Annotated in this window: 10 protein-coding genes; 6 read left to right on the top strand and 4 right to left on the bottom strand. The window is 72.6% G+C overall.

Features of this window, described 5'->3' with window-relative positions:
• Together ACFXPK_RS26710 and ACFXPK_RS26705 are read left to right on the top strand one after the other, a co-directional pair.
• Positions 1-698, top strand: a 698-nt coding sequence (locus tag ACFXPK_RS26710; protein ID WP_385079341.1) for a helix-turn-helix transcriptional regulator, incomplete at its 5' end; no start/stop codon positions are given.
• Between the two features lie 261 nt (positions 699-959).
• Entirely contained in the window at positions 960-2,003 is a 1,044-nt protein-coding gene (locus ACFXPK_RS26705) for a M28 family metallopeptidase (RefSeq protein ID WP_384997975.1), read from the top strand.
• An 87-nt stretch (positions 2,004-2,090) separates the two neighbouring features.
• Here ACFXPK_RS26705 and ACFXPK_RS26700 read toward each other — a convergent pair whose 3' ends face one another.
• From ACFXPK_RS26700 to ACFXPK_RS26685, 4 genes are all read right to left on the bottom strand, one after another.
• A complete protein-coding gene (locus ACFXPK_RS26700; protein WP_385079338.1) occupies positions 2,091-3,062 on the bottom strand; it encodes an ABC transporter permease in 972 nt (323 codons plus the stop codon).
• Entirely contained in the window at positions 3,049-4,053 is a 1,005-nt protein-coding gene (locus ACFXPK_RS26695; protein ID WP_385079335.1) for an ATP-binding cassette domain-containing protein, read from the bottom strand. Before ACFXPK_RS26695 ends, ACFXPK_RS26700 begins: the two co-directional genes overlap by 14 nt.
• 156 nt (positions 4,054-4,209) lie before the next feature.
• Positions 4,210-5,487: an outer membrane lipoprotein carrier protein LolA gene (locus ACFXPK_RS26690; protein WP_384997984.1), complete on the bottom strand. Its 1,278-nt coding sequence runs from the start codon at positions 5,485-5,487 to the stop codon at positions 4,210-4,212.
• 327 nt (positions 5,488-5,814) lie between these two features.
• Positions 5,815-6,825 carry a polyprenyl synthetase family protein gene (locus ACFXPK_RS26685; protein WP_385079332.1) on the bottom strand — a complete coding sequence of 337 codons (1,011 nt, stop codon included), beginning with the start codon at positions 6,823-6,825 and terminating at the stop codon, positions 5,815-5,817.
• 155 nt (positions 6,826-6,980) lie between these two features.
• On the opposite strand from ACFXPK_RS26685, the gene ACFXPK_RS26680 reads away from it, so the two are divergent.
• The 4 genes from ACFXPK_RS26680 to ACFXPK_RS26665 all read left to right on the top strand — a co-directional run bounded on the left by ACFXPK_RS26680 (position 6,981) and on the right by ACFXPK_RS26665 (position 12,392).
• Positions 6,981-8,486: a peptide MFS transporter gene (locus ACFXPK_RS26680; protein ID WP_385079329.1), complete on the top strand. Its 1,506-nt coding sequence runs from the start codon at positions 6,981-6,983 to the stop codon at positions 8,484-8,486.
• 67 nt (positions 8,487-8,553) lie between these two features.
• The gene (locus tag ACFXPK_RS26675; RefSeq protein ID WP_385079326.1) at positions 8,554-10,719 is read left to right on the top strand and encodes a CocE/NonD family hydrolase; all 2,166 of its coding nucleotides are present in this window, start codon (positions 8,554-8,556) and stop codon (positions 10,717-10,719) included.
• Between the two features lie 164 nt (positions 10,720-10,883).
• Positions 10,884-12,107, top strand: coding sequence for a fumarylacetoacetase (fahA, locus tag ACFXPK_RS26670; RefSeq protein WP_385007818.1), 1,224 nt, complete (start codon positions 10,884-10,886; stop codon positions 12,105-12,107).
• Between the two features lie 156 nt (positions 12,108-12,263).
• A complete protein-coding gene (locus ACFXPK_RS26665) occupies positions 12,264-12,392 on the top strand; it encodes a hypothetical protein (RefSeq protein ID WP_385079323.1) in 129 nt (42 codons plus the stop codon).
• Positions 12,393-12,399: the final 7 nt, after the last annotated feature.

Here is a 12,399-nt window from a genome sequence, read left to right as displayed (position 1 = left end):
GCGCCCGGGCGCGGCCGGCCCCCGCGCCCCCGCCCCCGGGCGCGGGCGGCGGGCCGGCCCCCCGGCGCGCGCCCCCCCCGCCCCCCCCCCCCGGCCGGATCGACGGCGAGGTGCTGATGGAGCTGAGCCGCGTCATCCACGCCCGCGAGGAGCTGCGCTTCGACTACACCCCGGGCCGGGGCGCCTCACGCACCCCGGCCGGGGCGCCCCGCCGCGTGCACCCCCACCACCTGGTCACCTGGCGCCATCACTGGTACCTCGTGGCCTGGGACCTCGACCGGGAGGACTGGCGCACCTTCCGCGTCGACCGCGTCCGGCCCCGCACGCCCACCGGCCCCCGCTTCACCCCGCGCGAGCTGCCCGGTGGCAGCGTCTCCACCTTCGTCACCGGCCGGTTCCGCGGCACCGACGGCACCACCACCGACTGGCCCTGCCGGGGCGATGTCGTCCTCCACCTCCCGGCCGCCGATGTCGCGCCCTTCGCCCGGGACGGCATCGTCGAGGAGCTCGGCCCCGACCGCTGCCGGCTCACCCTGGGCTCCTGGTCGTGGACCGGGCTCGCCGCCGCCCTCGGCCGCTTCGACACCGATGTCGACGTCATCGGCCCGCCCCCACTGGCCGCCGCCTTCGCGCAACTCGCCGCCCGCTACGGCCGCGCCGCGCGCACCGCGGAACCGGAGGCCGGACCGACGCCGTGATCCGTCGTCCCCCGCCCGCCGTCACGGGGCCCGCACGGCTTCCTGGGCAGGTCCCGCGGGCCCGTCCGTTCAGCGAACACTCCTGACCGGTCTTCGCTCTTGACGGCGAGTCAGGCTCTCCCCCACCATTCAGCACGCACGGCGCACCACCAGCTCCCGCACACCCGGCTCGCAGCCGCAGCTTCCACGCCTCACGTCACTGTCGTCGTGAGGCGTCCCGCACGTTCCGTCCCGTCCCCGTTCGGAATCCGGAGCCCCCACATGAAGCTCTCCGTTCCTGGCACGCGCCGCACCACCAGCTCCATACCCGGCCTCATACCGGGCCGCCCCCTCGGCCGCAGAGCCACCGCCGCCGCGACCGCCGCGGCCACCGGGCTCGCTCTCGTCGGGCTCCTCGGCGCCGCCGCCCCCGCCCAGTCGGCGCAGGCCCCGGCCGGTGCCTCCGCACCCGCCGCCGTGCTGGCCGCGCCCGACATCCCGCTCGCCAACGTCAAGGCGCACCTCACCCAGCTCTCGTCGATCGCCGCCGCCAACGGCGGCAACCGCGCCCACGGCCGCGCCGGATACCTCGCCTCGCTGAACTACGTGAAGGGCAAGCTGGATGCCGCCGGGTTCACCACCTCCGTGCAGCAGTTCACGTCCGGCGGCGCCACCGGCTACAACCTGATCGCCGACTGGCCCGGCGGCAACGCGAACCAGATCGTCATGGCCGGGTCGCACCTCGACTCCGTCACCGCGGGCGCCGGGATCAACGACAACGGCTCCGGCTCGGCCGCCATCCTGGAGACCGCGCTCGCCGTCTCCCGCGCCCAGCTCAAGCCGACCAAGCACCTCCGGTTCGCCTGGTGGGGCGCGGAGGAGCTGGGACTCGTCGGGTCGCGGTACTACGTGAACAACCTGCCGACCGCCGAGCGCGCCAAGATCAGCGGCTATCTGAACTTCGACATGATCGGCAGTCCGAACCCGGGCTACTTCGTGTACGACGACGACCCGACGATCGAGCAGACCTTCAAGAACTACTACGCGGGCCTCGGCATCGCCACGGAGATCGAGACCGAGGGCGACGGACGCTCCGACCACGCCCCGTTCAAGAACGTGGGCATCCCGGTCGGCGGGCTCTTCAGCGGCGCCGACTACATCAAGACCGCCGCGCAGGCGCAGAAGTGGGGCGGCACCTCGGGGCGCGCCTTCGACACCTGCTACCACCGCTCGTGCGACAGCCTGTCGAACATCAACGACACGGCGCTCGACCGCAACAGCGACGCCATCGCCTACGCGATCTGGACGCTCTCCGGCGCCGCGTAACCCCCTGCCGGACTCCCCCGTGCGTCATGCCCCTCCCGCACGCCACCGGTGTGTACGGGAGGGGCTTCGCCGTCCGGCGTCCCTCACTCAGGTCGTGATGTCCCGCGTCGTCAGGCGCGCCCACGCCGCCGAGCCGAACACCGCCGCGTACAGCGCCTGGAGCCCCAGGTTCTCGGCGATGCCGTCCCAAAGGACGGGCTGGCGGAGCAGATCGGCGAAGGACAGCCAGTGGTGCGAGAAGAGATACGGCTGTACGGCGTGGAGCTGCGGGATCGCGTCCAGGATCTGCGCCGTGATCAGCAGCCCGACCGTCGCCGCCATCGCCGCGATCCCACTGTCGGTCAGGGTCGATATGAAGAGCCCGAGCGCCGCGAACCCGATCAGCGAGGCGGCCACGACCAGGGCGATCAGCAGCGCCCGCACCAAGCCCTCGCCGAAGGAGATCCGGACGCCTGAGATCGTGGTGACATCCCCGAGCGGAAAGAGCAGCGCCCCGACGGCGAGCGCGGACGCGGCCACGACCACCGTCGCGACCAGGCAGAACGCCAGGGTGGAGGCGTACTTGACCAGCAGCAGCCGGGTACGGCCCGCCGGGGCGACCAGCAGATAGCGCAGCGTCCCGCCGCCGGCCTCGCCCGCGATCGCGTCGCCGGCCATGACGCCGACCGCCATCGGCAGGAAGACGGGCAGCGTCGCGGCGAGCGCGGCGAAGACCAGGAACAGCCCGTTGTTGGTGACCTGCCCGATGAAGGCGGGACCGTGGCCGCCGCCCCCGCCGTCGCCCGTCTCGATCTTCACCGCGATGCCGATGAGGACGGGGACGGCGGCGAGCACGCCCAGCAGGGCGAGGGTCCGCCAGCGGCGGAAGGTGACCGTCAGCTCGGAGCGGAGCAGCCCGAGCGTCCACAGCGGGTGCGCCGCCCGGACCCCGGCGGCGGGCCGCTCCTGCCCGGGGGCCCGTCGGACCTCCGTACCCGTGTCCGTGTCCGTACCCGTATCCGTGTCCATACCCGTGTCCGTGTCCGCCCGCGTCTCCGCCCCCGCGTCAGCCCGCGACATCGAACCCCTCCCCCGTCAGCGCCACGAAGGCGTCCTCCAGCGAGGCGCGTTCCTGGCCGAAGGCGCGTACCCGTACCCCCGCGCCCACCAGTGCCGCGTTGAGATCGGCGGGGTCGGCCGGCTCGTCCTGGCCGGCCGGCAGCTCTCCGGTGACCCGGTCGCCCGCCACCGTCACGTCCGTGACCCCGTGCTCCTTCAGCACCCGGGCCGCCTCGCCCGGGTCCGGGGTCGTGACGGCGAGTCTGCCCCGGGTGCCGGCCGCCAGCTCGGCGACCGTGCCCTGCGTGATCAGCTTCCCCTGGTTCATCACGGCGACATGACTGCATACCTGTTCGATCTCGTCGAGGAGGTGCGAGGAGAGGAAGACCGTCGTGCCGTCCGCGGCCAGCTCCCGCACCAGCGTCCTGATCTCCCGCATGCCCTGCGGGTCGAGCCCGTTCGTCGGCTCGTCCAGCACCAGCAGGGCGCGCGGGCGCAGCAGCGCGGAGGCCAGCCCGAGCCGCTGTTTCATCCCCAGGGAGTACGCCTTCGCCTTCTTGCCGGCCGCCGCCGTCAGCCCGACCCGCTCCAGCGCCCCGGTCACCCGGGCGGCGCGGGTCCTGGGGTCGGCCGTGGGGTCGGCGGAGTCGTACCGTACGAGATTGTCCCGGCCGCTCAGATGCCCGTACAGCGCGGGCCCCTCGATCAGCGCCCCGACCCTCGGCAGTACGGTGCGGGCGGCGCGCGGCATGCGGTGGCCGAGGAGGGTGGCCGAGCCGGCGGTGGGCTCGATCAGGCCCATCAGCATCCGGATGGTGGTGGTCTTGCCGGAGCCGTTGGGCCCGAGGAAGCCGAAGACGCTGCCCGCGGGCACCGTCAGGTCGAGGTGGTCGACGGCGAGCTGACCGCCGCCGTACCGCTTGGTCAGGCCGCGCGTCTCGATGACCGTCGCGGGTGCCGGTACGGATGGTCCCGGTGCAGGTGATGCCGGTACAGGTGGTGCCGGTGTCATCGCGCTCCCCCCCCCTTCTCCCCGGCCGTGGCGCCCCCGGCAGGAGCCGCCGTGTCCCGGGGCGTCCGTCCGTGGCGCCCTTCCGAGAACGGACCGGGCCCGGTCGGCGTTCCGCCCCGCCGCGCGGTTCTCGCGGCGGGGCGGTCCTTCACGGCGTCACTTGGCCTGGTCGGCCGCCTTGACCAGCGCGTCCTTGGTGACGGCGCCGACGTAGACCGTTCCGTCGTCGGTCATCAGCGCGTTGACGATACGGGTCTGGAAGACCGTCCCCGAGCCGAACTTCCCGGTGACCTTGTCGCCGAGCGCGTCCAGGAACCCCTGAGCCTCGGCCGGGACGTTCTCCGGCTTCGCCGCGGCGTTGACGCCCTCGGGTGACGTGAGCACGTACACCGTGCTCCAGCCCTTCCCGATGACCTTGGTGTCGCCCTTCGCACCGCCGAGCGCGCCCAGCTCACCGAGCGCGCCGGGGCCCAGCGGCAGCTCCTTGCCCGCCTTGTCCGGTCCGTGCGCTCCCGCCGCCAGGTCCGCGTCGTCCGCCTCCGTCACCTTCGTGCCCTTGGGGGGCGTGAAGTCGAAGGTGCCCGCGGCGGGCTTGGCGAAGTCGACCTTCGTGAAGCCGACGTCGACCACGGCCTTGCCGCCGCTGCTGGGCGCCAGCGTGAACTTGAGGGGCGTGCCCGTCTTGGCGTCCACCGCGACCGTGATGGAGCCGACCGTGGAACCGCTCTGCTTGGGCTTGATCACCAGCCGGTACGCGTCGCGCCCGGCCACCTTCGACGTACCGCCGACGGTCACGGAGGTGGTGTCGCCCGCGGCCTTCAGCGCCTGCTCGGCGAGGTCCTTGGGGGTGACGGCGCCCCGGTCCTCGGCCGCGGAGCCGCCGGCGTCCTTCCCGCCCTTCGCGCCCTTCGGAGCGGTCGCGTGGTAGGCCGTGCCGGAGCCGCTGTCGTACGCCCAGACCTCGTCGCCGTTGTGGATCAGGCTGTACTCGGAGGTGTCGTCGAGGACCGAGAGCCGCTGCTTGTCGGGGCCGTCCGTCGCCACCCGCAGGGTGTGCGTGCCGGCGGCCAGCTCCGTCAGCCGGGTGCCGGGGTCCGCCGACTGCGCGCCGTCCGCGCCCTTGCCCTGGGCCTCCGGGGCGAACGAGCCCGCCAGGTCGCCCAGTTTGTCCAGCCCGGGGATCCCCAGATCCGTGCTGATCTTGACCGTGCCGGAGAGCTGCTCGGTGTCCGACGCGGCGATCTTCTCGATGAGCTGCTGTGCGCTGATCTTCGGCAGTTCCGGGTCACCGGTCGCGGCGAGCGCCGGGACGAGTCCGATGGTCGCCGCGGCCACCCCCGCCACCGCGACGGGGAGCGCGTAGCGTGCCGCCTTGCGGCGGACGGCGCCGGGCTCCCTGTCCTCGGTCGCCGGTGCGCTGTCGTTCGGTGCCATGTGTGCCCTACCTCCGTGGTCGGCGGCCTTCCGTCCGTTGCACTTGTCCACCCCCCGCCGCCATTCTCACCCGAATTGGTCAGGAGTGGTGTTGTCCATCTGACCAAAACGGGGGTGCGGAAGCGTCAGACCCCGGGCGCAACTTGTCGTACTGCTCTGGGATGACATACGGATGAGATGGGTCCGCGGACCCGTAGGGGACGGCACGCCGAACGGGGGACGCCTGCGCCGGGCGGGTGAGGCGAGCGGGGGGGCGAACAGGGAGGGCGAGCGGGGAGGGCGAGCGGGGTACGAACGGGGAGGGCGGGCGCGCGGGACCGGGGGCGGTCAGCCCGCGCGGTGGACCACCGCGTCGCACAGCTCCACCAGCGCCGACTTCGCGTAGCACTCCGGCAGCGGCGCCAGCGTCGCCCGCGCCTCCTCCGCGTACCGCACGGTGTCCCGTCGCGCCTGCTCCAGCGCCGGATGCGCGCGGAGCAGCCGCAGGGCCTCGGCGAGCCGCCCGTCGTCCGCGAGATCGCCGTCCAGCAGCTCGACCAGGGCCAGGTCGTCCGGCCTGCCGTACTGCTCCGCCTGGGCGCGCAGCAGCAGGACCGGCAGGGTCGGGATGCCCTCGCGCAGGTCGGTGCCGGGCGTCTTGCCGGACTCGTGGGAGTCGCTGGCGATGTCGAGGACGTCGTCGGCGAGCTGGAAGGCGACGCCGAGCCGTTCCCCGTACTGGGTGAGGATGTCGACGACCGCCTCGTCGGCGCCGGACATCATCGCGCCGAAGCGCCCGGCGACCGTGATCAGCGAACCCGTCTTGCCGCTGATGACGTCGAGGTAGTGGCTGACGGGGTCGATGCCGCCGCGCGGGCCGGCGGTCTCCAGGATCTGGCCCGTCACCAGCCGCTCGAACGCCTCCGCCTGGACGCGGACGGCCTCGGGGCCCAGATCCGCCAGGATGTGCGAGGCGCGGGCGAAGAGGAAATCACCCGTGAGGACGGCGACCGAGTTGTCCCAGCGGGCGTTGGCGCTCTCCACCCCGCGGCGTACCTCGGCCTCGTCCATGACGTCGTCGTGGTAGAGCGTCGCCAGATGCGTCAACTCGACGACGACGGCGGCCGGGACCACCCCGGGCGCGTACGGGTCGCCGAATTGTGACGCGAGCATGACCAACAGTGGCCGGAATCGTTTGCCGCCCGCCCGCACGAGGTGCTGCGCGGCCTCCGTGATGAAGGGCACCTCGCTCTTGGTGGCATCGAGGAGACCCGCCTCGACAGCCGCCAATCCGGTCTGGACATCGGCCTCAAGAGCCTGGTCCCGCACGCTCAGCCCGAACGGCCCGACGACGGTCACGAGAGGTACTCCTGTCTGCTGACGATCACACGGATTGCCGATGTGTCGCTGCCATCACTCAAGTCAGCGTATCCGGTCGCGTTTCGATCACCATGGGCGCCTTCCCGGCTCCGCCGGTATGTTCGGGATCGACCTTTCGACCAGGAGCAGCCCTTTTGTCCGGAACGACGACCGACCCCGAAGTGAACGACGGGCAACCCCCACCCGGTGACGACCGCGCCTTCCTCGGCCACCCCCGGGGACTGGCGACCCTCTCGGGCCTGGAGGTCTGGGAGCGCTTCTCGTTCCTCGGCATGCAGGCCATCCTCGTCCTGTACTTCGTCGCCACCGTCCAGGACGGCGGTCTCGGCATGGCACCCGGCACCGCCGCCTCCGTCTCCGCGGCGTACGGGACCCTCGTCTACCTGCTCTCGGTGGCCGGCGGCTGGCTCGCCGACCGCGTCCTCGGCTCCTACCGCGGCGTCCTGTGGGGCGGCGTCCTGATCGCCGTCGGCCACTACGCCATGGCCGTCCCCACCGCCGCCATGACCTGGGTGGGGCTCGGTCTGATCAGCGCAGGTACGGGGCTGCTCAAGCCGAACGTCTCCGCCATGGTCGGCAAGCTCTACCGTACGGAGGACGAGCGCAGGGACGCCGGTTTCGCCCTCTACTACATGGCCATCAACATCGGCGCCTTTCTCGGACCGCTGGTCACGGGGTGGCTCGGCGATCATGTGAGCTGGCACTGGGCGTTCTCCGCCGCGGCCGTCGGGATGACCCTCGGGCTGATCCAGTACGTGGCGGGCAGACGCCATCTCGCCGGGCGCAAACACGCCGCCGAGTTCGCGCTCGCACCCGCCGCCCTGCGCCGTGCCGTCCGGCTGATGATCGCGGGCGCGGCGGTCACGGCGGTCGTGGCCGTGGCCCTCGCACTCGCCGGATGGCTCACCATCGGACGCTTCGCCGACATCCTCACCGTGCTCTCCGTGATCGCGCCCGTCGTCTACTTCGTGGTGATGTTCCGCAGCCCGCGCGTGACGGCCGAGGAGCGCGGACGGCTCCGCCCCTACGTGGTGCTCTTCCTCGCGTCGGTGTTCTTCAACTTCATCCTCTTCCAGGCGTACTCGACGATGATCCTGCTCGCCTCGACCAACGCCGACACCTCGATCCTCGGATTCCACTTCCCCGCGGGCTGGTACGCCTCCGCGCTCGGCGCCTTCGAGGTCGCCCTCGCGCCGGTCGTCGCCGCGGTCTGGGTACGGATGGGCCCGCGCCAGCCGCACGCCTCCAACAAGATCGCCATCGGGGTGGTCCTCGGCGGGCTGTCCTTCCTCCTGATGGTCCTGCCGACGTCCGGCCACGCGAACGCCGACTACCGGATGGCCGCGTGGTGGATCGTCGCCTCGTACCTGCTGCTCGGCCTCGGCGACATCCTCGTGGAGACCTCCGGCCTCTCCGCCTCCACCAAGCTCGCGCCGCGGGCCTTCTCCGGCCAGACCATGGCCCTCTGGTTCCTCTCCCTGGCGCTCGCCAACGGCATCCAGGCCCAGACCGTGAAGTTCTACGGGCAGGTCTCGCAGTCCGCGTACTTCGGCGTCAACGGGGCCGTCGCGGTCGTGGCGGGCCTCGCCGTGATCGCCGCGGCGCCCTGGCTGCGCCGCACCATGTACCCCGTCCACTGATGAGCCCCGCGCCCCCGCCCCGCTTCCCGCTCCCCTGTTCCCCACTCCCCTCAGCGAGGTGACCGGCATGTCCCCCACCGCCCCCGCCACCGTCCGCACCCCCGCCGTCCGCACCGACTTCCCGTACGGGACCACCCACGAGGACGTACGGATCCCCCTCGCCGACGGCACCCTCCTGTACGCCCGCGTCTGGCGCCCCGTCACCGACGAGCCCGTCCCCGCGCTGCTCGAATACCTCCCGTACCGGCTCACCGACTGGACGGCGCCGCGCGACCACCAGCGCCACCCCTGGTACGCGGGCCACGGCTACGCCTCCGTACGCGTCGACGTGCGCGGCCACGGCAACAGCGAGGGGCTGCCGGGCGACGAGTACGACGCGACCGAGCTGGCCGACGGCGTCGAGGTGATCGAGTGGCTCGCCGCACAGCCCTGGTGCACCGGGAAGGTCGGCATGTTCGGCATCTCCTGGGGCGGCTTCAACGCGCTCCAGCTCGCCGCCCTCGCCCCCGAACCGCTGAAGGCGATCGTCACCGTCTGCTCCTCCGACGACCGGTACGACAACGACGTCCACTACATGGGCGGTTCGGTCCTCGCCGTCGACATGCACGCCTGGGCGGCGACCATGCTCGCCTTCGTCTGCCGGCCGCCCGACCCGGCGTACGTGGGGAGCGCGTGGCGGGAGATGTGGCTGCGGCGGCTCGACGCCGTCGAACCGTTCCTGCACACCTGGCTGGACCACCAGACCCGCGACGCCTACTGGAAGCACGGCAGCGTCAGCGAGGGGTACGGCGCGATCCGGGCCGCCGTCCTGGCCGTGGGCGGCTGGCACGACCCGTACCGGGACACCGTGCTGCGGCTGGTCGAACACCTCGATCCCGGGCGGGTACGGGGGCTGATCGGCCCCTGGTCGCACCAGTACCCCGACCGGGGGCTGCCGCCGGGACCGGCCATCGGCTTCCTCCAGGAGACGCTGCGCTGGTGGGACCAGCACCTCAAGGGGCGGGACACCGGGGTGATGGGCGAGCCGCTGCTGCGCTCCTGGATCAGCGGCTCGCACCCGCCCGCGACGGTCTACCCCGAACTGCCGGGCCGCTGGGTCGGCGACCGGGCGTGGCCCTCCCCGAACGTCACACCGACGCCGTACGCCTTCCAGGGGGACCCGGTTGTCGTCGACTCGCCACAGCACACCGGGGTGGACGCGGGCCGCTTCTTCCCGTTCGGGAACGACGCGGATCTGCCGCCCGACCAGCGCGAGGAGGACGCCCGATCGGCCTGTTTCGACTTCCGGGTGGGGCGGGACGACATCCCGGCGACGGACGACGTTCCGGTGACTGAGGACATCCCGGTGGCGGAGGACGGCCCGGCGACGGACGACGGCCCGGCGACGGAGGACGATCCGGCCGGACAGGCACCGGCCGCCGGGAGCGCGGGCGGCATCGAGATCCTGGGGCGTCCGCGCGTCCGGCTGCGCATCCGGTCGGACGCCCCGGCCGGCCAGGTGATCGCCCGGCTGTGCGACGTCGCGCCGGACGGCTCCTCCACACTGGTCACACGCGGTGTCCTCAACCTCTCGGCCCGGCACGGCCGCGACCGGATCGACCCGTGGCCCGAGGGCGCGACCGAGGACATCACCTTCGAGCTGAACGGCATCGGCCACGCCTTCCCGCCCGGCCACCGCGTCCGGCTCGCCGTCTCCTCCGCGTACTGGCCGTGGATCTGGCCGCAGGCCGGGTCGGCGGGGTTCACCCTCGACCCGGCGGGCAGCTCGCTCGAACTCCCCGTCCGTACACCCGAAGGGGCCGACGCGGACACCATCTCCTTCGAACCGCCGGAGCAGGCCGAGCCGCTGGGCGTCTCCTTCCCCGCGACACTCGACGAGGAGCGCCCGGAACGGCTGGTGGTACGGGATGTCGCCCAAGGCGTCTGGCGGCTGGAGGTCGACCCGCGCTACGGCGGCTCGCGCTTCTACCCGGACGGGCTGGAGTTCTCCGAGGACGCCCGGGAGACGTACACCGTCCAGGAGCGCGACCCGCTGTCGGCGCGGACGCTCTCCCGGTGGGCGATCCGGCTGCACCGGCCCGATCTGGCCTGGGACACCCGGGTCGAGACGCGCTCCGAGATCCGGTGCGACGCGGCCGACTTCATCGCCACCGACGAGGTGATCTGCCGCGTCGGCGAGGAGATCGTCCACCACCGGACATGGGAGAAACGAATCCCCCGTACGGCGGGCTGATCCCGGTACGACGGGCCCGGCCGCCCCCGCTCCCGGGTGCGCTCGCACCCCCATCCCCGCGCCCACCTCGGTCTTTCCATCCCTGCGGGCCTTTTATTACCGCCTCCGGTGGGCAACACCGACGTAACGTGTCCCGTATCGATCCGGAAAGCGAGGCAGCACCGATGCCCGAGCAGAGCCCGCTCGAAACCGCCGAGGGCGACCCCTTCGGCCCGCACAATCTGCCGTACGGAGTCTTCTCGACCGCCGACGAGCCCGACCGACGGCGGGTGGGGGTGCGCATCGGCGACCATGTGCTCGACGCGGGGGCGGCGGCGCTGGCGCTGGGCTCCCCGTACGCGGCGCTGCTGGCCAGGCCCAGTCTCAACCCGCTGATGGCGGCGGGGCGCACGGCCTGGCGCGATGTCCGCCGGGCGCTCACCGCCTGGGTCACGGTCCCGGCGCACCGCGCCGACATAGAGCCCCTGCTGCATCCGCTGGACGCGGTCACGCTGCACCTGCCGTACGAGATCGCGGACTACGTCGACTTCTACGCCAGCGAGTACCACGCCACGAACGTGGGCCGGATCTTCCGCCCCGACGCCGAGGCGCTGACCCCCAACTGGAAGCACCTCCCGATCGGTTACCACGGCCGGGCCGGCACGATCGTCGTCTCCGGTACGGAGGTGGCGCGCCCGGCGGGCCAGCGCAAGGCGCCCGCCGACCCGGCGCCGGTCTTCGGCCCCTCCACCAAGCTGGACATCGAGGCGGAGGTCGCCTTCGTCATCGGCACGCCGTCCCGGCAGGGCACCCCGGTGGATCTGGCGTCCTTCCGGGACCATGTCTTCGGGCTGTCGCTGCTCAACGACTGGTCGGCGCGGGACATCCAGGCGTGGGAGTACGTGCCGCTGGGTCCGTTCCTCGGCAAGTCCTTCGCCACGTCGGTCGCGGCGTGGGTGACCCCGCTGGAGGCCCTGGACGCGGCCCGGGTGGCGCCCCCGGCCCGTGCGGTCCCCGTCCTCCCCTATCTGGACGACGCGGAGGACGAGGAGCCCGGCGGTTTCGACCTGCGGATCTCGGTGGCGCTCAACGGCGAGGTGATCTCCGAGCCGCCGTTCTCCACGATGTACTGGACCGCGGCCCAGCAGCTCGCCCATCTCACGGTCAACGGCGCCTCCCTGCGCACCGGGGACGTCTTCGCGTCCGGCACGGTCAGCGGCCCCGCGCGCGAGCAGCGCGGCTGCCTGCTGGAGCTGACGTGGAACGGTACGGAGCCGGTCGAACTGCCCGACGGCAAACGCACCTTCCTGGAGGACGGCGACGAGGTCACCCTGACCGCCTGGGCCCCGGGCCCGGACGGCACGAAGGTCGGCCTGGGCGAGGTGAGGGGCCGCATCACCGCCGCGTGAGCCACGCCCCTGTCAACGCCACGCGATCCGATCACCCGTTCGTCATCGACGGAAGCTCGTTTCCGTGAGTCCCGGACCCTTTTCCGTGTACGAGGTCGCGGGATCGCGAGTCGGAACCACAGAAGTCCGCCCGGGTCAGGGTCCCGAACCGTCGGCGTGGAGCACGACGGAGACGGGGACGCGCCGGTACAGGTCTTCGAGCACTCGATGAAGGTCCCGGACCCCTTCCCGGTGGATCTCGGCCTCACCACGGTCATGCCCCGGCCTGTTGCCGACGGCGCCTGAACCAGAT

Origin of the sequence: Streptomyces sp. NPDC059142 (genome assembly GCF_042755665.1) — a bacterium.
Lineage (GTDB): Bacteria > Actinomycetota > Actinomycetes > Streptomycetales > Streptomycetaceae > Streptomyces.
This window is presented reverse-complemented; position numbering and strand designations above follow the sequence as displayed.

Coding starts and splice junctions, on each gene's coding strand:
- fahA (WP_385007818.1), top strand. CDS start 10,884: ATGCCCGAGCAGAGCCCGCTCGAAACCGCCGAGGGCGACCCCTTCGGC.
- ACFXPK_RS26700 (WP_385079338.1), bottom strand. CDS start 3,062: ATGTCGCGGGCTGACGCGGGGGCGGAGACGCGGGCGGACACGGACACG.
- ACFXPK_RS26690 (WP_384997984.1), bottom strand. CDS start 5,487: ATGGCACCGAACGACAGCGCACCGGCGACCGAGGACAGGGAGCCCGGC.
- ACFXPK_RS26695 (WP_385079335.1), bottom strand. CDS start 4,053: ATGACACCGGCACCACCTGTACCGGCATCACCTGCACCGGGACCATCC.
- ACFXPK_RS26675 (WP_385079326.1), top strand. CDS start 8,554: ATGTCCCCCACCGCCCCCGCCACCGTCCGCACCCCCGCCGTCCGCACC.
- ACFXPK_RS26705 (WP_384997975.1), top strand. CDS start 960: ATGAAGCTCTCCGTTCCTGGCACGCGCCGCACCACCAGCTCCATACCC.